Origin of the sequence: Mesorhizobium sp. M0618 (assembly GCF_040320765.1) — a bacterium.
Taxonomy (GTDB): domain Bacteria; phylum Pseudomonadota; class Alphaproteobacteria; order Rhizobiales; family Rhizobiaceae; genus Mesorhizobium.
On sequence record NZ_JAMYQH010000042.1, the window covers coordinates 32,830 to 56,597 of the forward strand.

Genomic DNA, 23,768 nt, shown 5'->3' on the forward strand with positions numbered 1-23,768 from the left:
ATGTTCTTTTCCACCAGCTCCGGCACCGACGCCGCCGCAGTCTATGGCCACATAGGCGATGTGGCACGCATGGCTGACGCTGAAAAGATGACGCGGATCTGGCTGCCCGAACGCCACTTCGTCGACTTCGGTGCAGTCCACCCAAACCCTGCGGTCCTAGCCGCGGCACTCTCGTCGTGTACGAAGACGATTCGGCTTGCAGCAGGGAGCGTCGTGGCTCCTCTCCATGATCCGCTCCGCATCGTCGAGGAGTGGAGTGTCGTCGACAATCTATCAGGAGGTCGGGTCGACATCGCCTTGGCGCCGGGTTGGCGCGCTGAGGACTTCGCCCTCGCACCCGATCTATATGCGGACCGCCATCGTGTTCTCGTGGAGCGCGCGGCGGACGTACGACACCTCTGGCGCGGCGAAGCTATCGATCGGCTCGCAGGCAACGGACGACGAGTTGAGATACGCACCCGACCGCGACCGCTTCAGTCCGAGTTGCCTCTGTGGATTACCGCGGCGCGCAATCCTGAGACGTTCAAGCTCGCGGGTGCCCTAGGCGCGAACCTCCTCACGTACCTCGTCGATCTCGGCTTTGACCCCCTCCGCGCGCGCATTGCAGACTACCGCAAGGCAAGGGCAGCGGCCGGCCTCGATCCGAGTGGGGGAATCGTCACCGTGATGCTACACACACACCTCGCTGGGAGTAGCGGCGAGGCGCGCGCGCGCGCGCGCGACCCATACGTTGAGAGCGTACTCCACAACAGGCACCTCATCGACATCCGCGGCGCTGAACAACTTACGGAGGCCCAGGCACAGCAGATCGCGGCGACCCAGTTCGAACGCCTTTTCGAGCGCCTCTCTCTGGTCGGCTCGATCGACGCAGGAGTAAGCCTCGTGGCGCGGCTTGAGAGCATTGGCGTCGACGAGATAGCCTGCCTTCTCGATTTCGTCGAAGATTTCGAGACTGTCGCAAGCGGATTGCCGGCCCTTGCCGAATTTGTCGCGCGTTTGCGCTTGCGTGCTCTACGTTCCACGGCGGCGATCTGCCCGCAGCACGGAACCGAGGCTGTACAACGCTATAGCGGCGCCGACTTCTACCACTATATCGAATCGATCGGCGGTCACTACGGACCGGCCTTCCAGCGCATCGAAGAAATCACCCTTCTTGACCATCGCGCCGAGGTCACGCTGGCGATGCCAGACGCCATGGCAACATCGGATCCGATCCTGATAGATGCCATCGTATCTGCCGCGCATGCGTTTGCACTCAGACCGGCGCTGCGTGGTAGCATGCGTCCACTCGCGTTACCGATCGGCATCGGCCGGCTACATCTCACGGGCGCCCGCGCCGATCGTTATCATGTCACCGCACGAGAGCGGTCTCGCGATGCTGACAAAGCCGAGTTCGACATGACAGTGGTTACAGAGGCTGGCGCCCCCGTCGCCGTCTTGGAGCGGGTGACGTTCAAACGGCTGCCCCTGACGAATGGAGACCCTCGAACAACACAAGCGCGCACCACTTTGCGGCGACTCGAATGGAGTCCCCTCGGCCTACCCGCAGACCCGCCGCCTGTTTCGTGGACTGTCTGGTGTGCTGACGAGGCAATGGAGGCATCCCTTGCGAACGCGCTGGAGGCGTGCTCCGGGCATGGGCTGTCGCGTGAGCTTGTTGTCCCGCAACGGGGATCTTGGCAGTACGGGGACCTTGAAGCACCGCGCGAGGCCACATTGCGGACGCTCGTGCAAATCCAGCGGCTGCGCGACCAGGGGGGAATGATCCCCATTGTGGTCCTGGTGCGAGGCGCGCACGCCTTCGCGGGCGACGACTTCCTCCCCGATCCGGCCGCAGCGGCGGCGTGGGCCGCCGCAGGATCGGTAATCTCCGCCCCAGGTCGCGTGCCGGTGCGGGTGCTGGACGTCTCGCCTATGGCGTCACCCCTTGAACAAGCGCAGATGCTGCGCTTATTCGCGGCTCAGGACGCCGTGACGATGGCAGCTGCACGCCACGGCGCTCTCATCGCGCCTAACCTCGTCCCCGTCTTAGCAGCGTCCGCACATCGCGACGTAAGGCCCGTTGGGCGGACGCTCGTATCGGGCGGCCACGGCGATCTTGGGGGACTGCTAATTGACTGGCTGGTCGAGGATGGCTGCTCCAAGGTAGTTGCATTGAGTCGTAGCGGCCGGCGACATCACGGCGACGCGCAAGTAAGAAAGGCGCACCTCGTCGATATCCGGGCTGACGTCTCAATGCTCGGGGAGGTATCGCACGAGGCACTCCGCCTTCCATTCGATACGATCTTTCACCTCGCAGGTGTCGACGTGGAAGATCTCGCGGATGTCGAGGCCATTGCTGCCGCCTTTTGCCCGAAGCTGGATGGCCTCCTCGCGCTAGGCGACATCGCTTTGCGGTTGGGTGCGAAAGGGTTGCTCGTCCTGTTCGTGAGCAGCGCGGGCCTGTTAGGCGCCACCGGTCAGGCCGCCTACGCCGCAGCCAATGCGGCCGCGATGGCGGCCGCCAATCATCTGCGCCAGAGGACGGGGCTCGCAATCCGGACACTCGCGCTTGATCCCGTGCGCGACCTCGGCATGGCCAGAAAACCCGGCGTGGCTGCATCGCTCGCCGCGCGCGGCATTGCAACACTTGATCCCACCGTGGCGTTGCGTGCTGTAGGCTTGGCACTCGCATGCGAGTTTGACGACATCGTAATCTCTGCGCCGGGCAACCACGTCCGCGCCACAACGCCGCGCGTCGGCGCGGAAACCGACAGTGTGGCACCGCACCCGCCAACGCAGGCAGGGCTTGAACGCTCGTCGACGCTAGAAAACGTGCTCGACCGCATCCGACACGAAGTCGCCGAAATCCTCGAGATTCCATCTGCGGAGGTCGATACCTCAGCTAATCTCTACGACATCGGCTTCGATTCTGTCATGGCGCTGGAGCTGCGCAATGCTCTTCTTGAGAAATACCATATAGAGGTCGGGCTGGCGCCGCTTATGGATGCGCAATGCCTTGAGGACGTGGCGCGCGTCATCTTGCAAGCGATTGAGCGCGCTCCCAAGGACCTACTAGCGCCGCAATTGCCCACTGCGGAGATCGTCCTATGACACTTCCGGAGGTTCTTGCCAGCCTGGAGAATCACGGTGTGGATCTGCGTGTCCGAGGCGATTGCGGCTTAGTGCTAACCGGCGCGATTGCAGAACTGCCTAGCGAGGTCGTCGGACGGGTGAGAGATCTCAAGCCCGTGATCGTGGACCTCATAGCCGCCGCGGAGGATGACGCCGCAGAACTCCCCCACAAAGCGGAGGGCACGCTCTATCTCGCGTCATACGGTCAGAGCCGCCTCGCCTTCATCGACCGACTAGACCCCCTTAGCACGGCATATAACGTCACGGCGACGGTTGTAGTGACGGGTCGCTGCGAGACCGGGCGCCTCGCGCGCGCATTTTCGGAAGTCGCCAACTCTCATCCCGCGTCGCGAACCTGCCTCGCTCGGATCGACGACGTTGATGTCTCGGTCGTCGGACGCCGCGCCGCACTCGATCTGCCCGTGTGCGACCTCAGCGATCTGCCCGAGCCGAGCCGATCGCACACGCTGAGGGCTCTGCGAGATGCCATCTCCCGAACACGATTCGATCTAGAGCGCCCGCCGCTAGTATCATGGACTCTCGTGCGCCTCAGCTCTGAGCATCACGAGTTGGTGGTGGCCCTGCACCATTACGCGTGCGACGGGTGGTCGCTCGTTCGCAGCCTACGCGCAGCGTCTGCGCTACTCACCGGAGATCGCAATGGGGTTGTCTCCGCACCCTGCACAGGCCCCGGCAGCTACGCCGACTACGCCCGCCGGCAACGCGCCGCGTGTCGGACGTCCGCAGCAAAGGTTTCACTGGAGGCCTGGCGTGCGCGCCTCGAAGGTTTTTGCCATCCGATCCAGTTTCCGTTTGAATCGCGACGGCAACGAGAAGTGGGCGGCAGCGCTGGGGGGAGGCTCGCCTTCGGTCTCGACCTAGAGCTTGGGCGGTGCCTCCGTTCTCGCGCGGTATCGCTACGCTGCACGATCGGAACACTCCTGACCGGCGTTTTCGCGCTCACACTCGCTCGCACAAGCGGGACAGATCGGTTTGTGATAGGGATGGCGGCTTCGGATCGGCCAGATAAGAGCTTCGAGGACACATTCGGGTTTTTCGTGAATTGGCTGCCGCTGAGGGTCGATTTCTCTCACAGCCCGACCTTTGCGGCGTTCCTCGCCGATTTCCACCAGGAGAGGTTGAGCGCCCTCGCGGACGTCCATATTCCCTTTGACCAAATTGTCCAAGCGTTAGGCGGCGAGCGGCGAGTGGACAAGCACCCGCTCTTCCAGTTCATGTTCGTCTCGCACGTCCCGGCCCGCGGTGTGCGAATGGGCGAACTGACGGCCTCAATCGATCCGTTGTTCAGCGGATCGGCCAAGCTCGATCTAACAATGTTCTTCACCGACGCGAGAGGTGGCCTCGCGGTCGCTGACGGAGACGGGGATATCCATCTGGAGATCGAGTACGCGTCGGTGCTGTTCGACGCGGCGACGATAGAGGGGTTCGCGCAGACTTTCCTTGAAATTGCGACGGAACTCGCCGCTGATCCGACGCGACCGATCGCCGTGCGAGCCCAGGTTGACCGCGGAGCAATAGCACACGGGGCGCGGGTTGCCCACGGCCGTTCACCGCTCCTTGACATTGCGAGTGTGGCGAAACGCACGCCAGAGGCGCCTGCCTTGCAAGGCTCGGGCGAAACATGGACCTATCGCCGACTCTGCTCAGCTGCGGCGCGAGTTGCCGAGGATCTTGCGCGCCTCGATATCGGCAAGGGGGACCGAGTATGCGCGCTGCAGGCGCGAGGCCCGGAGGCGATTGCTGGAATGCTGGGCTCGATGCTCGTCGGCGCCGTGTTTACTCCGTTCGATATATCTAATCCAGACGCGCGCTTGAACTCCATCCTAGCGCAAGCTCGTCCTGGCGCGATCCTTGCCAGTGATCAGCTTCGGGGACGAGCGCAGCGCCTTGCAGGCAATGTCCCGGTGCTGGTCCCAGCCGGTCTCGCGGACGACGCCGCAGCCGCTTGGGACCGCCGGTTGGCGCACCTGCAGGAGGGAGACGCGGCTTATCTACTTTTCACCTCTGGCTCAACCGGTCGTCCTAAGGGCGTTCTCGGCGGGCACGCGCAGCTCGCCAATTTCTGCGATTGGCTCGGCCGCTACCTAGCCCTGACGTGCGAGGATGTGATCCTCTGCAAGACGTCACCTTCATTTGACGCCAGTTTCCGCGAGACTATAGCGCCCTTGGCCGTTGGTGCGCGGCTCGAAATTGTCGAGGACGCTGAGGCAGCGGACACGGCCGCTCTGCTGCGCGCGCTACATCGCAGCGGCGCGACCGTGCTCCATGCCACTCCGACTCTGCAACGGGATCTACTGCTTGTCATCGAGCAGGTGCGCCGAGAGTGCCTCCCGGAGGGGGCCCTCCCGGCCTTGCGGGTCGTCATGTGTGGTGGCGAAAACCTGGACGCCACGCTCGCCGCCGATCATTCCCGCCTCTTGCCACATTGCGCGCTCTACAATGTATACGGTCCGACGGAATGTACCGTTGATGTGACTGCTCAGGACGTACGCGTCGGGCAGGCCGCATCAGTCGTTCCGATCGGCTGGCCGATCCAAAATGTAAGCCTCGCCATACTTGACGAGCACCTGTGTCCTGTGCCCGCAGGCCGCGAAGGCGAGATCGCGATTGCTGGCCGCGCGGTCGGGCTCGGCTACTGGCCGGACCCGACCGATGCGACGGCGCCGAAGCGGCAATGTTTCTGGCCTGCACGGCAGCTGGGTTTCGAGGTCGACACGGATGCCTTTCTGACCGGCGATTACGGCGTCCTGCAGCCGGACGGGTCAATCTTATTTCGCGGCCGCCGAGATCGCCAGGTTCAAATTGGCGGCTTGCGGACGGAGCTAGATGAGATCGAAAACGTGCTACTGGGCGTGGACCATGTCGCCCAAGCCGCCGTTCTCCATCGCGCGGGACAAGGGCCCGGCCATCTGATCGCTTTTGTAGAGCCGCGGCCGGGGCACTCGCCGCTTGGCGCAGACGACTTGCGCGCCGCGCTTTTGGAACGTCTGCCTGTCGCGATGATCCCGGCCACGATCGTCGTGCGAGAGCGGCTGCCCCGGCTGGTGACCGGCAAGATCGACCGCAAGGCGCTTGAGATCACTTCGCTCATAGAGCCAAATCCGGTCGTTCTTTCCCCTCAGGAGCAGGCGGTTCTACGGCTCATGCAGGAATTACTTGGAGATATCACCGTTTCTCCCTCGACGAGCTTCTTTGCTCAAGGGGGCCACTCACTCAATGCGGTCAGATTCGTGGCGCGCGCCAACCGGGAGTTCGGCAGGTCGCTGACCATCAAAGACTTTTTCGCTAACCCTACTGTGATTGGTTTCGCGCGTCGGCTTGCCTCCGCGCCTTTGGTGGGGGAACTGGACATGGCCGTGTCTCGCGCCCAGCGCCCAAGGCATGTTCCCAATGGCTGAGACGACTTTCATCGCGTCGGTCCTGCGAGCCGTAGGCACAGATGGGACGTATCGTGCTCCGGCTTCGCGGGAACAAGCGCGCCTATGGTTCTTAGCCGCAGAGAACCCCCGCGATTGCAGCTACCACATGACTTATCGCCTCGCCATCCGCGGCGACCTCCATCCGGACCTGGTTGCCAAGTCGATTGCGGCCTGTGTCGCCCGGCATGACGCTTTCCGAACCGTGTTCTGCAGTGATGCAGATGGGGTTTGGCAACTGGTCGAAGCAAACGGTCGCGTGGAGTTCGATGCGCTCGACCTCAGCACGCTCTCCGCGGTTGAACGCGAGGGAGCAGCGGAGGCCGCAGCACGTGCGTTCGCCCGAATTCCGTTCTCGGTGACGGCAGGCCCCCTTGCGCGTTTTCGTCTGCTTAGTCTCGGCCCGCGATATCATCACCTGCTAGTGGTGATACATCACATAATTGGCGATGGATGGTCGCACTCAGTTGTCGTCAGGGACTTTTGCGCGTTTTATTCTAAGGCAGGGTTGGGAGAACTCGCGCCGAGGCTCCCGGAGCCCCTGCAGTATGTCGACTACTCCGTATGGCAGCTGCGCAACTCCGCCGCCGTCGAAGCGCAAATCGACCATTGGCTTGCGAAGATCGACGGGATTCCGGCCCATCTTCGGCTGCCATTCACGGGACCAGCGGCGCAGGGTAGTCCCGCCGGGCATCTCATATTCGTCCTAGATTTGGCACTTGCGAATGCCGTGCGCCGCTATCAGAGCCGTCGCGGTGCGTTGCTCTCAGCCATCGCGCTCGCTGCCTATACTGGCGCCCTGGCGACGCTTGCCCATCAGAACGCGTATCTTCTCGGCGTGGTCACCGCTAACCGAAACGAAGACATGGCGGATACCGTCGGTTTTTTCGCCAACACGGTCGCGATTCCTTCCCCCACCGAGCCCGGGCTCAGCTTCGATAGGCTCGTCGACAAGGCGATGCATGAGCTCGCGGACGTACAGGCGTTCGGGCGGGCTCCTTTCGACGAGGTTATCGCGCGCGGTGGCTTGGCGAACGCCGCTGCCGGTGACGCGCCACTCACCGCCCTCTTCGTCGTACAGAACGCGCCGACCGCCCTGTTCGCGATCGAGGGACTGGAGATCGAGGTGTCGCGGATTCGTGAAGGCGCGGCCAAGTTCCCGATCACGCTATTTGTGACGGAAACTCGGGACGATCTGACTTTTGAACTCGAATACGCTTCCGACCGTTTGTCAGACGATGATGCGGCGTATGTGCGCGCGCACATGCTCGACATTCTCGCCCGCGGCTTAGCCAACGGCGCGCAGCCGGCGATCGATTTGGCGGAAAGCCGCGTCGGGCCGGCAAGCGTAACACGCGGCGAGGCTCGCCCGGAATGGCTAGTCCGCAGCATTCCCGAGCGCCTCGCGGAATGCGCCCGAGCCACGCCTCACGCCGTCGCACTTGAGGACACAAATCGCTCGATCACGTATCGCGACTTAGTCCGGCTCGTAGACGAGTATGCCTTCCGCCTCGCCGATGCCGGCCTGCCGCCGCAGGGTGTCATAGCCGTCTGTCTGCCTCGGAGCGCTGAGTTACTGGTGGCTATCCTGTCCGCAATGCGCGTCGGAATTGCCTGGTGCCCAATCGATCCTGATCTCCCTGATGCCTACATGCGAATGCTCACAGCCTCGGTAACGGCTGTCATTGCAGAAACGGCGATCGCTGCCTTGCCGCGATTAGCCCCGCCGGACCTCGCGAGCGCCGCCGCGGCGCCCGACCGGTGTCTCGATTGGCCAGATCTCAATGCACCCTGCTACCTGATCCATACCTCTGGGACGACGGGCATACCTAAGGGCGTGGTGGTTCAACACCGGGCCCTTGTCAACGTCACGGCGTGGATCGTCGACACTCTCGGGCTGGGCTGTGAAGATCGCACAGTTTGGAAGACGCCCATTGGCTTCGACGCGGTCTGCCGCGAGCTGTTTCCGATCCTCGTCGCTGGCGGAACGCTTCGGATTGCACCTCCCGATACAGAAAAGGATATGCGCAGCCTCTCGCAACTTCTTCACGAGGCGCGGGTAACGATATTCCACTGCGTTCCCTCGCAGCTCGCGCTCCTCTCCGAGGCCGGCCCCTTCCCGTCGTCATTAAAGGCTATCATGTGCGGTGGCGAGGCGCTTCCTGCACGGCTCGCGAGCACGGTACTCGCTGCCAACGCCCTGCGGTTGCTAAATGTCTACGGCCCCACCGAAGCCACTGTGGACTGCGCTTTCCACGAGGCAAACGGCTACGAGCCGGACGGCCCCCTGCCGCTCGGCCGGCCAATACCAAATACGACTCTGTCGATCGTTCGCGACGGGCAAGTAGTGCCGCGACCTGCAATTGGGATTCTGCGTGTGTCGGGACAAGGCGTAGCCCTGGGTTATAGCAATCCGACCCTCGGCGATGCCATGTTCGGGGAGAACCCAGAGGGGCGCTGGTACGACACTGGTGATCTCGCGCATTTGAGGGACGACGGCGAGGTCGTCTTTCACGGTCGGGCCGATCGCCAGCTCAAGCTTCGAGGCGTACGCATTGAGCCGAGCGCCATCGAAGCTGCCCTACGCGAGCACGCCTGGGTAGGGGATGCCCATGCCGAGTACGTCGAGGGAGCAGGCATTATTGCATTCGTGACACCAGGCGTAGTGCGTGCGCTTGACCCGGCTTCTGATCTGGACGCCGGCGACACCGAGGCTTGGCGGGCCGTGTTCGACGCCGCCTACGAGACGATCGATCCCACGGTGTCGCCAGCCTTCAACACGCACGGCTGGATCGACAGCGCCGGGCGCCGGCCCCTCCCGGACGACGAGGTCCTACGTAGTGTCGAGTCCGCGGCCGACCGCATCCTGTGCTGGCGACCGCGGCGCGTCCTGGAGCTGGGCAGCGGCGTTTGGACCCTTGGCGTTCGTCTTGCCGCTGCTTGCGAGTCCTACCACGGGATCGACTTCTCCGAGAGCGCAGTCGCTTATGCCCGCGCTCACGCTGCGGATCTTGGCCTGAGGCATGCTACGCTTGAGGTAAGCCCGATCGCCGCTTTTGACCCGCAGGGTCGAAGATTTGATGCAATCGTGCTAAATTCCGTAGTGCAATATCTCGGGAACTCCTCGACACTTGACGACCTGCTCACCCGGCTCGCCGGCTCACTGTCAGACGAAGGATTCCTCTTCGTCGGCGATGTGCGCAACGCGCAATTTGACGAGTTGGTTTCCCTCTGGCGGACGCGGTCGCGGATGCGGGGCGACGAGAGCTGTGGCGCAGTCTCGATAGCGCTCGACATTGATAAACTCAACGATGCTGAGATGCGCCTGCACCCAGGATTCTTCGCCTCATGGGCGGTGCGTAACGGCTTCGCGCCTCCGCTTATCGAGACCAAGACTGCCACCGGAGTGAGCGAGATCGCAAGGTTCCGCTACGACGTGACGTTGGCGCGCGACTCGCGCGACGAAGCGCGTCCCGCTCCGGTCGCTCCGATCGAGACTTGCTCGAACGCCGCTCTCGCCGACGAGGCGCGGCTCCTCAGGGCGCTGCGCGCGGCGCCGAGCCAGATGCGGTTCGATGCCATCATCAAGGACGAAGGTAGCCTAGCTGATGGCGCCCTTCCTAACCGACGTATCACGCCGCGGCAGCGCCTGATCGCCAGACCGAGCGCCGATCCTCTTCGCGTTGATTTGATTGCGATCGGGCGCAAGGCTAGCCTAGTAGCCGTTTGCCACACTGCAGGCTATCGCGAGCGCGAATCGGCCAAATCGGGCGAGGTCGCCAACTGGCGACGCTTTGTCGGCCTCGCCAACACGCTTAGAGCCGCCCTTGGCACACGGCTCGCGACATCCGCGATTCCGGCCCGCATCGTTGCTCTGCCGCGGCTTCCGATGGAGCAAAACGGCAAGCGGGCTGTAGCGACCTTCCGCCAACTGGCGCGAGACCACTTGCGAAGGGCCGATCGGATTCCGCTGCGCGGGAGCCTTGAGGATACCATCGCCCGCGCATTCGAGGAGGTGCTCGGGCGCCAGTTTAGCCTTGAGGATGACTTCTTTGCTCTCGGTGGGCATTCGCTTCTGGCGACCCAGGCTCGGGCGAGGCTTGAGGGCCGACTGAGGCGCACCATCCCACTTCGTCTCCTGTTCGACGCGCCGACGCCGGTCACCCTTGCGGCTGCGCTCCGCGCTACAAACGGCGAGGAGACGGGGTCGCGGCAGGTGCTGCTTCCGCGACCGGACCCTGCGACGGCCGAGGTCGGATTCGGTCAGAGTCGGCTCTGGTTCATCGAGCGTCTTGGGACCGGCATGCCTGTGTATAACGTCGCGCATGCCGTACGCCTCAGCGGCAGGCTCGATCTGGTAGCGCTCAGAGCAGCGGTCGCGGATCTATTCGCCCGCCACGCGCCGCTGCGCACCACCTTCCACGATCGCAACGGAGAGCCCGTCGTGACGATCCGGCCGCCGGGCGAGGGGCCGATGGAGGAACTGGGCTGCTTTGAATCAATCGAGGCGGCGGTTGAGGCGCTGGTGCACGCGCGATCTCTCCGCATCGATCTCGCGCGCGGGCCGGTCGCCCGGGTGCTTCTACTGTCTCTAGGGGACCACGACCACCTTCTCGGCTTCGTCGCTCACCACATTGTTTGCGACGGCTGGTCCATGCTGATCGCGACTCGCGATCTCGGGGCGTTTTATGCAGCACGTCGCGATCCTGATGGCGCGGGACCCGCGCCCCTGAGATTCGATTATTACGACCTCGTGGCGAACGAACGGGAACGGGAGCGGGCGGGCTATTACGAGCGCGGGCTGCGATACTGGGTGGAGAGGCTTCGAAACGCGAAGCCGATGCTGCCACTACCGTACGATAAGGCTCTACAGCCTCGGCGAACATGGCGTGGAGAGAAGATCGCCTTCGCATTGTCGTCCAGGCAGTCGAAGCTTGTCCGGGAGTATGTGAGCCGCACGGGCGCCACACCGTTCATGACTCTTCTGACCGTTTACGCGGCCCTCCTGCATCGGCTGTCGCAGCAAGACGATATTGTCATCGGTACCGTCAGCGCGAATCGGAATTGCATTGAAGCCGAGCCGCTCGTCGGCTTTCTCGTCAACGCGCTCGCCATACGCAGCCGGATCGACGAAGGCGCGACCTTCGCGTCGCACGCCGCAGGCATGCGGCAGGCGCTCATCGAGGCGAACGAGTATCAGGACGTTCCGTTTGAACTCTTGGTGGAGCGCCTTGATGTCGACCGGCGCTCTGACTACCAGGCTGTCTTCCAAGTTCTGTTTGCCATGCAGACGACGCCGAGTGAACCCCTGCGCCTCGGCGACTTGGTGGCTGACCGCGTGCGGCTTCCCCCTACGGGGGCGATGTTCGACCTAAGCCTTGAGATGTGGGACGACGCCAACCAATTTCGAGGCGAGCTGGAATATTCTACCGACCTCTTCCACGACTGCACTGCTGGGCGGATCGTCCAGCGCTTCCTAAAGCTAATTGATGAGTTGCTCGCACGTCCGCAGACGCGGCTGTGGGAGGCACCTCTCCTACCCAAGGAAGAATGCGACACGCTTACCTACTTCTCGCGCGGGCCGGCGCTCGTAACGCCGCCGACCGACACTCCGCTCTCCCGTGTGCTTTCGATCGCTCAGCGCCAGCCCGAGCTTGTCGCGTTTGAGGGGATCGGACCTACGCTTACCTACGGCACGTTCGCTGATCGCATCAGCGCGATGGCCGGCGAGATGGCAAGAGCGGGCGTGTCCGCCGGTGATCGCATAGGCCTCCTGCTGCCGCGTGGGCCGCTCGTCGCCGTCGGATACTTCGCTGCGCAGTGGATCGGAGCAGTTCCGTTCTACCTTGATCCCAGCCTGCCAACGGCGCGGCTCAATCTGCTCGCGCGGACGGTGCGGTTAATCGGATGCCTTTGCACACCGAACCTAGCGCCCCCGGCCGGGGTTCGCTTTTCGATCATCTGCGTCGACGACGCGGCTCCGCCAGGCGCGAGCGTGATCCCGCCGCGCAACGAGCCGAGGGATGCCGCTTATGCTACATTCACCTCAGGAACGACAGCCGCTCCGAAGGTCGTGCAGATCGCGCAGGCCGCACTCGCTGCCCGACTGCAGGCCAACGACCTCCTCTTCGGCGAATTCGCACTCGGGACGCGCTTTGCCCACTGCTACACGTTCAATTACGACGGCGGCCTGTCGTCCCTGTTCTGGCCTATCACGCGGGGCGCGACAATCGTCTTCCTGCCGCTCGATGTGCTCGGAGATGGCGCTCTGCTCGGCAAGCTACTTGTGACGGAGAGGGTCACCGTCCTTGATGCAATCCCCGCCGTCCTTGCTTCGTTATACGATCGCTGGCCGAGCGGCGGCCTGCCGGAGCTCGCACTCGTAATAACCGGCGGCGACGTGTGCCCGCCAAGGCTCGCCGCGCGCCATTTCGAGCGAACCCGCGCGCGCTTTGCCAACCAGTATGGCCCTTGCGAGGCCATTATCAACGCCACGACGGCGGTGTACGACCAACCGCCTGAGCGCGTCACCATCGGTCGCCCGATCGCCGGCGTGGACATTCTCGTCCTCGACCGTACGGGCACGCGCGCTCCAATCGGGGTGCACGGCGAGATAACTATAGGCGGCGCCTACCTCGCGGACTTCTATGTGGACGACCCGGCGGCGACGGCCGACCGGTTTCCAGTCCTTGATCCTGACGGCGCCGGCCCGCGCCGGTGGTACAAGAGCGGCGACCAAGGGCGCTGGCTTGAGAGCGGTGATCTTGAGTTCCTCGGCCGCATCGATCGACAAGTACAGATTGGCGGCATGCGTGTTGAGCTAGCGGAAGTAGAGAGCGCGCTCTCAAGTTTCGATGGCGTAGAGAGCTGCCACACTTTCATCGACCGGCGCGGCGCGCTCACCGCCTGCATCGTTCCCGGCGCGGGCATGTCGGTGTCAGCTTCCGAACACGGCGCGAAGTGGGTGGAAGTCTTCGACGAACTCTACGGTGGTGTGGGTCATGCGAATCGAAACTTCACCGGCTGGACCGAAACCGCCAGCGGCGAAGATCTGCCGCGCATTGATATGGACGCTTGGCTCAGCGCGGTCCTTGCTATCATGCGGCGCCGTCCCTTTCGGCGCGTGCTTGAGATAGGCAGCGGGCTCGGCCTCCTCGCGCTCGAGCTCGCGCCGCAGGCCGAGCGCTACCTCGCGCTGGATAGCTCCACCGCGGCCGTCACCTATCTCGCTGAAGAAGCGCGGCGCCGGGGACTCGACGGCCTAACCGTGATGCGTCTCGACGCCGCCTCGGCGGCGCACGCCGATCTGGGCGGACCGTTTGATCTCATCGTCATCAACTCAGTCCTCCAATATCTTCCCGACGTTCACGCCGTCGAGGTGCTGCTCCGCAGCCTCATGTCGCAGCTAGCGGCGGAAGGCCGCCTATTCGTCGGCGATGTGCGGGACTACCGTCTGCGGGAACAATTCTGGGACGACGTAGTTCGCCGGCGCATCGGCATAGACTCGCTTGATGAAGAAGGAAGTCGCCTCACCGCAGAAGCCCGAATGTACGACGAGGAACTACATCTCGCGCCAGAATTTTTTTTGGAAGTCGCTCGCTCGGCCGGCTTCCGGCGGTCGCCTAGCATCACCCTGAAACAGGCGCTCCTTGACAACGAGTTGGCAAATTACCGCTTCGACGTTATTTACGATCGCGTCGCCGACGTAGCGGATGATCAGGAAGAAATTATATTCTTTTCGAACGCCGAGAGCTTCGCGGGGCTGTCGTGGCGGCTGCGCACCAAGACCGGGCCCGTTCGAATCGCTGGCATCCCGAATCGACGCCTATCGGCCGAAGGCGTGGATCCTACCGATGTGCTCGCCCTCGCCCGACAGCTCGAGTGTGAGCTTGTTCTCATGCCGTGCGCCGATCCGATGGCGATCGACGCGGTGCTTTCGAGGCCGGGCAACTCGACTGTGCCGCTGCCGGCCACGCGCATCGCAATCGATCAGATTCGCTCACAAGGTGGCAACGATCCGCTTCTCGGGATGCGCGCTCGCGCCTATCGCGAAGCGGTGACCCAGCACGCCAGCAACCTTTTGCCGGCGCATATGGTGCCATCGCGGCTGAGGTTCGTGGATCGGCTTCCCATTAAACCGGGCGGAAAGATTGACGAGGAGGCGTTGCAGCGGCTCGACCCGACACAGGACAAGAGACAGAACCTCCTCATCGACGTTGACCTCGCATTCGCCTTGATGAGCGACATATGGGACGAGCTGCTCGGTGATGGTCCCTTTCCAAGAGAGGCGGACTTCTTTGCGCTTGGCGGCCATTCTCTGATGGCGGCACGGCTTGCCGCCGCCGTCCGCCGGGAGTTCGGCGTGACGCTCCCTATCATTCGAATCTTCGAGTTGCGTCGGCTCGGAGCAATGGTCGACGAGGTGGCACGGCTGTCCGGCCTCGCCTCCGAGGGTGCGCTCGAGGGCGGTATTGCACGCCTTCCGGCTTGCACCGAAACGAGCCTACCAAGCCCGACCCAGGCAGCTATCCTGCGCAGCACCACGGCGCAACCGGCGGTACCGGCGCATATCGGGATGGCCATCAAATTGAGAAGGCCACTCAAGATTTCGGACTTGGAGAGAGCGACGCTTAGTGCGGTAGGGCGCCATCCGCTATTGACGCGGCGCTATGATCGCGAAGGACGGACGATCACCAGAAACGCGGCCTGCACATTCGTGCGACACCCGTTCGAAGAGGTAGACCTGTCGGCCGCAGCCGCCGCTGCGCTTGATCTGTCACGCGACGGACCTTTCGCGATGACCGCCTTCGGAGAGAATGGGAACACATCGCACGTCGTCGTGCGGGCACACCCCTTCGCCTTCGATTCGCTTTCGCTGCAGATACTCTTACGGGATATCGCAGAGGCCCTGCGTCGCAACGATATGCCCATAGCCCCTGACTACGCGTCGTGGGCCGAGCACGAGTGCGCGATCGCTTCACAACAAGTGAGCGGTGCAATCGCGCCCGAAACCGGAGTCCTGCCGGAAACCGGTACCCGGCCGGGCGCAGATCGGATTCTCGTCGTCGAGCGGCGCTGGAGCCGATCGGAAGCGCGGAGCCTCGGCGCACTTGCTGCCGATCTAGGGGTGACGTCGGCGGCGGTCTTGCTCGGTCAGCTAGCGCGACTCCTCCGCCGCGAGACGGGATTGCAGTTGCCGGTGATCGCGTGCGCGGCGAGCCTCAGGCCATTCCTGCCGGATGACTGCCGTAACGACATGATCGGTCCGCTAACAATCGAGGTCCCCATCGCCTTCGACGAGCCGACTGACGATGTCGCGCAGGGTGCGCTCAGGGCCGCCGGCAAGATGTGCGACCTCTTCCGGACACCAAGTGGTGCGGTGTTCGGGAGGGACCCGGCTGCGATCGCATTCTCGTATCGCGAGACCGCCTTTCCCGTTCAGCGGCTGTGGCCTTCCGCAGGTGGCGTCCGCCACGCTGTTTCGCCATTGTGGAATCAGATCAAGCTGTCCGTCTCTTGCGAAGAGGGCGGCCTTGCCGGACGGCTGAGCTTCCGAGCCGACGCACTCAACGAGGACGGCGCCAAGCGGCTACTTGCTGCACTTGTTCCCCACGTCGAGGAGCTGCACACATGATCGACCTTGCAAGCCTTCAGCCGCTCGAGGTGCCTGTCTTGCGGGCGGCACTCGAGCCGGGGTCCTGGCATGCGGGCGCCTTTCGTGCACGGGTGTTCGACGCGCTGGAGGAGCGCGGCTGGGCGCTGCTCCGCGGCACTGGCGTTAGCGACGCAAAGGAATTTGCGGCGGCGATCAATACGCTCGAGATTGAGACTACAGAACGCTACGGCGACCTTCCTCACGAGAGCGGTAGCCTGGGCGTCTTTCGTACCACCGAATATCCGCCAACGGAAACAATCCGTTTCCATAGCGAGGCGTCGCATATGGCTTTCGCCCCGCGACTTATCGTGTTTGCCTGCCTGCACCCAGCTACGCACGGCGGCGCGACACCACTTTCAGATAATGCCAGCGCCTTCGCCTCACTGCCCGCGGACATTGCTGACGCCCTCTCCGAGCAGGGCTTGCGTTACGAGCGCAACTTCGTGCCGGGGCTCGACGTCTCCTGGGAGGCCTTCTTCGGGACGACCGAGCCAGACGAGGTGCTCGCCCATGCCACAGCGGAAGGGATCGACGTCGAATGGTGCGCGGCTGGCGTACTGCGCACCTACGCCCGCCGCCGCGCCATGCTGACGCAGGCCGGGGGACAGGTGTGCCTGTTTCAGCAGATTGCGCTGCATCACCCCGCCTTTCTTGATCCAGAGCTCCGCGAGGCACTGGCTGAGATCTGCGGCGGCGTACTGCCACGCAACGTGACGTTAGGGAGCGGCGCGCCGCTGCCAGATCCATGGGCCGTCGCAATTCACGACGCGCAATGCCGCGAGGCTTTTTCATTCGTTTGGGAAGCTGGCGATATCCTGTTCGTTGACAACACTCGAATGTCACATGCACGGACGCCATTCCGAGGCGCGCGCCGCCACCTCGTAATGCTCGGTCGGTTTTCGGCCGACCTCAACCAATGGGAGATGAAAAGATGAGCGCAGAAATGATTAGCGAAACCGTTCTCCACGAAATTGAGCGTGACGGGTTCGCCGGCCCCTTCAAAACGGACATCCCGCGCGGGTCGCTATTGCGGGCAGCTGCCTATGTCGACGCGGTTCTGTCGGAGCGCCGGCCCAATCCCCTGTACGGCCGGTTCTCGGTGCGCGACTACCACCTCGTTGAGCGGCGTCTGCTCGATATCCTGGCCTGTGACGCAATCGTAGACCGCGCCGCGCAGATCTTGGACGAGAACGTGCTGCTTTGGCGTTCAAAAATCTTCTGTAAGCCGCCTGGTGAAGGTCCTTTGGGCTGGCACCAAGAATGGGGTGCCTTTAACGGGGAGGAGATCGGCAACGATCGTCCCGCCCTCGTTCCGGTGTCGAGCCGTAGAGACCGTCCCTGGAATTTGACGGTGTGGGTCGCGCTTGACGATGTCGAGCCCGACATGGGGCCGGTCCGATTCGCCCGCGGTTCTCACCGCCGCAGGTTCCCAATAGCGATGGAACCCCTTGTCCGATCCGAGTTCTTCCTAGACCCCTTTATCGGAATAATTAGTGTCGAGGAACTTGTGCGTCGCGCTCAGGCGAACGCACTCGTGCTGGACATTGATACCGCACGCTATTTCGATGGCACCGATCCAACATCAATAACTCTTGAGGAGGCGCGCGCGCATGTAGTAGGCTGCCTTAAGGCCGAGAAAGGCGCCGCCACGCTTGGATTTGAACCGGGCGAGCACGAGATCGTCTCGGTCCCGATGCCCGCTGGATCTTTCGTACTCTTTTACGAACGGACGATGCACGGGTCATCAGCCAACAACAGCCAACGCCGGCGGTTGGGCATCAACGCTCGCTTCACGCCCTCAGACACGACGGTATATCCGTTCCACACGAGCGCCGATCCGATCGATGGATCCAATCTAGACGTTCGCAAGCACGCGAGCGTCCTTGTGCGTGGCGCCGACCTCAACCCGGCAAACCGGGTCATTGCCCTTGGTGATCTACTAAATACTTTTCAATAGGGCGCCGACCGAATACTCATCTCTATGCGACGAGGAATTCTGCGATGAGCATGGAACCCGCCCGAATCGCCGCCTGGATCGAGGCACGCGCTCCACAGCAGACGGCCGTTGCCGTGGATCGGATCATGCCCGGGCGCGCCTTTGACACGGCGGAGGAACTGCCGGTTGCCCGCGCTGTCGCGAGCCGTCGCGACGAGTTCGCCACCGGCCGCCGGCTGGCGCGCGAAGCGCTTGGACGCCTCGGGTGCGCGCCGGCAAGCATCCCGCCCGATGCCGACCGAGTGCCCGTTTGGCCCGAGGGCTTCCTTGGGACCATCAGCCATGCAGGCGGGCTTTGTGTTGCCCATGTTGGGCGAACGTGCAACCTCGTGGGGCTGGGGATCGATATCGAGTCTACGTCGAGGCTTGAGCCGGCGCTCGCAACCGCAATCTGCCGCATCGACGAGCATACGCTCGACGGGACCAATGAAGCGATCAACCCATTCTTGCTCCGCTTTGTCGCGAAGGAGGCCTTCTTCAAGGCCTACTTTCCAGCCGCACGCTCGTTCCTCGAGTTCCACGACGTCCGAGTCGAGATCGACTCGAGGCGCGGCTTATTTGAGGCGCGTCTAATGCATTCGGACAAGCCCGCGTTGGAGGGAGCACGCGCCTTCGTAGGCTGCTTTGAGAGCTTCGGAACACACGTGGCGGCAGCAGTTTGGATCGAGCGGTGAGCCTCGGACGAGCAGCGCCGCCCAAGCTCGGAGAGAATGGTCTTGCGGGTTTACCAAGCGAATCGCCGCAAGATCAGTCGCAATATTTTAAGAGTACTTTCAGAGCTGAAATTTAAGGCGCGTGGAGTTACAGCAATGGATGATCCTATCGCGTTTGTCACGTTTGCGCTATTGATATTGCTGACCCCCGGCCCTACAAACACTCTTCTTGCAGTTGCCGGAGCTAGCCAAGGTCTTCGCGCTTCCATCGTTCTCGTGCCAGCTGAGGTTTTAGGATATGCTATATCGATTCTTTGTATAACACTTCTGCTCGGAACTTTCGTCGAGTATCCATTTGTTACGATCGCGATTCGTTTTTTTGCGGCCTTATACTTGTTTAGCGTGGCTACATACCTGTGGCGAATTCCATCAGACAAACATTTTGAACGTCGCAGTATAACCTTTAGTTCAATATTCATTACAACTATATTGAACCCAAAGGGAGTATTATTTTCGCTCGTGGTTATGCCACAGAATTCTGGCGTTTGGCTAGAATACTTCCTTGCCCTTATGGTGCTTATCATGATAGCCAGCATAAGCTGGATTGTGACTTCCTCGCTTATGCACACTCGTTTGAGTGTTCCTATTGTCCGCAGAGCTGGAGCTGCGGTTATCTCGCTATTTGCGGCTGTTTTAATCGTAGCTCCGTTTATATAGTTAGGTTAGACTGACGCTCTTTCCTTTCGGCCTGACCGGCGGCTGCTAAGGGAGATTGGGCACGCTACGCTCAGCAGCGAAGTCTGAACCGGTAGTTGGATGGGTGGTGACGCTCTCCAGACTCGCCCCCGAACTCTTTTGCAGATTGTTGGCAGCGAGCCGCTACTCTTCCCCCCTCATCAGATTAGATAGCAGGCGCCTGCTTGGAACCACAGGCCACAAGCGAGCGAGGGGTTTCGTGTCCTTCTGTCGCAACCGACCGGCTTCGAGCAGCCGACGTGAGATTGCTTCCTGCTGCTGGCGCAGATGATCGCTCAGCAGTTTGTTGCGTGTGATGTAGCCTGCATTGACGCCTGGGATTGAGTGGTTCATCAGAAGGTGCACATCAAGCTCCGCAACGCCCGCCGCCTGGGCGATTGTGCGGAAGGTCTGCCGCAGGTCATTCCCCCATTTCGACAGATCGCTGCGTTTCTGCTTGTGCTCGATGATGTGGCCGCTTTCGCTCTCGGTGGGAAACAGCCATTCACGCGATTGCTCGCCATAGAGAGCCTTTCCAATGCGCATGACGCGAACCAGACAGCGGATCATGGCTCGGGAAAGCGGTATGTCGAATGCCTTGACCTCGCCACCCTTCGGCCTGGGTATGTGCAGGACACGCGCGCGAAAGTCGACGTGCTCGACCCGCGCCTTCCTGATCGCTTCAGGGCGATGGCCTGAGAGCAACATGAACAAATGCAACTCCCGCCGAACTGGGTTCTTCAATGCCGCGAGTTGGGTGAACCATCCCTCGAGATCCGAAAGCCCAAGCGCGGTGTTGCGCCGATGTTCGGCATTCCAGTCTATGGCCGAGACCGGGTTGTCTGCTGGGAGCGTACGGGCGGCCTTACGAGCATGATTGTAGACGGCGCGCAGCGTCCGCATACAGCCGTTGGCTATGTAGGCGCCGTTCTCCTTGGTGAGTTTCTCGTGCCGCACGGTCACCAGGGAAGGATCGTCGCCGAGCTTGGAAAGAGGCTCGTCAAGCCAGTCGGCCAAGAGCCGCTCGACGTGGTCACGATAGTTGTTGATCGTCCCATCGCTTCGGCCTCTGTTCTTCATATGCCCGTCGCGATAGCGCTCCCAGGCAGTGCGCAGCGTGGGGTTCGTGATCGACGGCAGATCAACCGCTTCAGCATCGCCGTCCCGCTTGCGCGACGGCGCGCGAGGGTCCACGCCGTTGGCGATCTTGCCGAGGATGTCCTTGGCCTTCGCCCGCGCCGCACGCGTTGTGAGTTCTCCGACTTCGGCAACCTTCATGCGGACGGAAAGACGCATGCCCGCCTTCATTCGATCACCCTGGACAACGAACGTTTTTTTGCGTTTGCCCACGAGCACCATGAACCCCTGCAGGTCGGTGTCCCGAGCAAAATATTGGCCCGAAGACGCCTGCTGGAGGCTTGCAACGGCGCGGTCGGTAAGGGGGAGTCGAAGGTCGGCCATGAGATTTAGTACGGAATTAGTACGGTGATTGCATCTGATTTAATTTGTCGGTTTGTCTACGCTATGATAGCCGCGCATCACGAAAAATACAACAACTTGAGCATGTTAGAACTGTCGAAATCGTACAACGACCGGCATTGGGAAACAACGGGAAAGGCCTTCTGCCAAATTCCTAATCTGTAGGTCACAGGTTCGATTCCTGTCGGGATCACCACGCTTTTCAAAGACTTGGTGAGCCGCCATACTTCTTCGCGAAATTGGCCCGCTGGAGCGGATGAAACCATCACGCCCTCTTGCATTTGACAACAGTCGAGCTTCGGATGTGAAGGAGAACCCTCGCCTGCGCTGGCATTTCGGCATTCGTCTGTTGCATTGGCTGACCGTGATCGCGCTCGCGGCGCAAATCGCCATTGCCTTCGGGCCGATGGACGGGCCGGGTATGGCGACGATGAACTGGCTTCCGCTTCACATGTCGATCGGCGTGACGATCCTTGCCATCATCGTCCTCAGACTTTGCTGGCGCATCTTTACCCGCGCCCCTGTCAGGCAAGCCTCACGGCCCATGCGGTTTGCGACGGCTTTCTTCCATATGTTTCTCTACGTTGCGATTCTCGCCGTCCTGATAACGGGATGGCTGGGCTACCGGCCAATGCCTTTCATGCCTCCCGCGCGGCTTTTCGGAAACTTGCCTGTGCCGTTGGCGCCGTCCGTCAGCGCGCTTTCGGCAAGGGGATTCGCACTCATCCATGCAAAGCTGGTCTGGGTATTGCTTGGACTTGCCGGTGTTCACATCCTGGCTGCCCTGGTGCATTTCGTGCTGCTGCGCGATGGCGTCATGCGAAGCATGTTCTTCAGCCGGTCGAACACCGCATCGCGGGAATAGAAAATGCCGCTTGCGGATGAGGACGGCTGCTCATGCCATCGCCACAAACCTCCCGCCACGATAACCGCATAGCGCGCCGCCTAGCCTACGCGACAAGAGCGACGAACACGCCAAGGTTCAGGCGTGCCGCGCCTGCTCCGGGATGCGGCAGTGATACGGTCCTGCCGTGACAGCAACCGCACCGTTTTCCGCACGCGGGGTCGCCGATCCGCCTCAGCCAACCCTGACGACAAAATGCTTCGTCACCGGCTCGATGATCTTCCAGGTTCCCTTGAAATCGGCTTCCACCACGAAGGCATCGCCGGGGCCGACCTCGACCGGCGTGCCGCCGTCCGGCGTAATGATGATGCGGCCGGCGATCATGTGCACGAACTCATAGTCGGTATAGGTGGCGTGATAGGTGCCGGGCGTCGCGCGCCAGGTGCCCGACAGCACCTTGCCGTCCTCGGTCGTGTGCTGGACGGCGGTTTGCATGGTCGGCTTGCCCTCGACGACGATCCAGCCAGCCAGATCGCCGGCGTCCGCGTGTTCGACGGTGCCGAATTTGAGGATTGTCTCGCGTGTCATGTGCTGGGCTCCGTTTGGTGGATTGCGTGGCGTTGTTTGCCTGGCCGGTCAGATAACCGATGCACCTGCCGCGGGCAATGCCGGCGCCAACGGCCGGCACCTTGGCTGACGGTGCATCGAACAAAAAAACCGGCACAAAAGCTGCCAAAACGGCTACCACGAGGCCTTTTGTTAATCTGAGTTCGAAACCCAGCCCTGCGGCGCACGCGGCGTCCTTCGGCTCTCGACGGGCGGGTCAGGGTTTGTGCCGCGCCGAGACGAGTTCCGCCTTGCGCCTTGCCGTCTCCAGCCCGAGCCCGATGAAGGCGCGCGCGTGCTTGGCCAGCGCCATGTTGTCCGTCCAGAGATTGCGCCAGATCGCGGTCTTCTTCGACAGGTTCTCATCGACGATTTCCGAAGAGAAGGATTCGAAGCTGAGGTCGTCGCTGTAGCCGATAGCCGTCAGCGCATCGAAGATCGCGGCGAAATCGATATTGCCGGTGCCGAGGAAACCGCGATGGCTTTCGCCGATATGGACATAGCCGATCTTATCGGCGGCATGACGGATGGCCAGCCCGACATCGGCCTCCTCGATGTTCATGTGGAAGGTGTCGAGATGCAGGAAGATGTTGTCCGAGCCTGTGTCCTCGATGAAGGCCAGCCCTTGCGCGGCGGTGTTGAGCAGATTGCTTTCGAAGCGGTTGACGATCTCGAGGTTGAGCGTGACGCCGGCCGCCTTGGCTGTCTCGGCAACCTTGGCCAGCGTGCCGGCACTGCGCTGCCATTGATCGCGCGTCGGCGCCTCGACCTGCAATCCGTGGCTGGTCGAGAGAATGCCGGCAACCTTCCGGCCGCCGAGATCGCGCGTCAGCGCGATGGTGTCGTTGAGGATTTCGACGCCGCGCGCGGCAATCGCCTTGTCGGCGCTCGAAATGTCGCCATCAACAGGCAATCCGATGCTGATCGCCACGCCGAGGCCAAGATCGGCGATGCGCCTGGCGAGCCCGCCGATGTCGACATTGGCGGGGTCGAGATAGGAGAATTCGATGAGGTCGAAGCCGGCCTCCCTGGTGTTGGTCAGCGTGCGCTCGAGATCTGCCTGAGCCGAGCTCGCCGACCAGACGAAAGAATGGATTCCAATACGCGACATCATCGTCTCCGGTGCTGACAAGAGGTGGGGGCGGGGGGGCGACGCCCGCCCCCCCGGGGGGGGGGTGTTGGGGGGGGGGGGGCGCCCAGTTGGTGCTTGAGGTTGATGGGGGGGGGGGGGGGGGGGGGGGGGGGGGCG

At 62.4% G+C, this 23,768-nt stretch carries 11 protein-coding genes; 8 read left to right on the plus strand and 3 right to left on the minus strand.

Going from position 1 to position 23,768, the window contains the following annotated elements; genetic code table 11:
• Genes NKJ04_RS30520 through NKJ04_RS30550 form a run of 7 tightly spaced genes read left to right on the plus strand, consistent with a single transcriptional unit; the run spans position 1 to position 19,572 of the window.
• Positions 1–3,093 carry a MupA/Atu3671 family FMN-dependent luciferase-like monooxygenase gene (locus NKJ04_RS30520; protein ID WP_352679349.1) on the plus strand — a complete coding sequence of 1,031 codons (3,093 nt, stop codon included), beginning with the start codon at positions 1–3 and terminating at the stop codon, positions 3,091–3,093.
• Positions 3,090–6,533, plus strand: a complete 3,444-nt coding sequence (locus NKJ04_RS30525) for a non-ribosomal peptide synthetase (protein WP_352679352.1) — start codon at positions 3,090–3,092, stop codon at positions 6,531–6,533. Before NKJ04_RS30520 ends, NKJ04_RS30525 begins: the two co-directional genes overlap by 4 nt.
• A complete protein-coding gene (locus tag NKJ04_RS30530; RefSeq protein WP_352679355.1) occupies positions 6,526–16,185 on the plus strand; it encodes a non-ribosomal peptide synthetase in 9,660 nt (3,219 codons plus the stop codon). The genes NKJ04_RS30525 and NKJ04_RS30530 overlap by 8 nt, the downstream gene beginning before the upstream one ends.
• Complete coding sequence (locus tag NKJ04_RS30535) at positions 16,182–17,141, plus strand: TauD/TfdA family dioxygenase (RefSeq protein WP_352679357.1); 960 nt, start codon at positions 16,182–16,184, stop codon at positions 17,139–17,141. Before NKJ04_RS30530 ends, NKJ04_RS30535 begins: the two co-directional genes overlap by 4 nt.
• Positions 17,138–18,163 (plus strand): phytanoyl-CoA dioxygenase family protein, encoded by a 1,026-nt coding sequence (locus NKJ04_RS30540; RefSeq protein ID WP_352679359.1) that lies wholly within the window; start codon positions 17,138–17,140, stop codon positions 18,161–18,163. Before NKJ04_RS30535 ends, NKJ04_RS30540 begins: the two co-directional genes overlap by 4 nt.
• A gap of 44 nt (positions 18,164–18,207) precedes the next feature.
• A complete protein-coding gene (locus tag NKJ04_RS30545; protein WP_352679362.1) occupies positions 18,208–18,876 on the plus strand; it encodes a 4'-phosphopantetheinyl transferase family protein in 669 nt (222 codons plus the stop codon).
• Between the two features lie 36 nt (positions 18,877–18,912).
• Positions 18,913–19,572, plus strand: a complete 660-nt coding sequence (locus NKJ04_RS30550) for a LysE family translocator (protein WP_352679365.1) — start codon at positions 18,913–18,915, stop codon at positions 19,570–19,572.
• A 162-nt stretch (positions 19,573–19,734) separates the two neighbouring features.
• Here the strand turns inward: NKJ04_RS30550 and NKJ04_RS30555 are convergent, their stop codons facing one another.
• Positions 19,735–21,051, minus strand: a complete 1,317-nt coding sequence (locus NKJ04_RS30555) for a tyrosine-type recombinase/integrase (protein ID WP_352679367.1) — start codon at positions 21,049–21,051, stop codon at positions 19,735–19,737.
• 322 nt (positions 21,052–21,373) lie between these two features.
• Here NKJ04_RS30555 and NKJ04_RS30560 point away from each other — a divergent pair, with 322 nt between their 5' ends.
• Positions 21,374–21,934, plus strand: coding sequence for a cytochrome b (locus tag NKJ04_RS30560; protein WP_245486236.1), 561 nt, complete (start codon positions 21,374–21,376; stop codon positions 21,932–21,934).
• Between the two features lie 213 nt (positions 21,935–22,147).
• On the opposite strand, the gene NKJ04_RS30565 is transcribed toward NKJ04_RS30560, so the two are convergent.
• Together NKJ04_RS30565 and NKJ04_RS30570 are read right to left on the minus strand one after the other, a co-directional pair.
• A complete protein-coding gene (locus NKJ04_RS30565) occupies positions 22,148–22,501 on the minus strand; it encodes a cupin domain-containing protein (protein WP_127266678.1) in 354 nt (117 codons plus the stop codon).
• Positions 22,502–22,736: 235 nt separating this feature from the next.
• Complete coding sequence (locus tag NKJ04_RS30570; RefSeq protein ID WP_352679370.1) at positions 22,737–23,630, minus strand: sugar phosphate isomerase/epimerase family protein; 894 nt, start codon at positions 23,628–23,630, stop codon at positions 22,737–22,739.
• Positions 23,631–23,768: the final 138 nt, after the last annotated feature.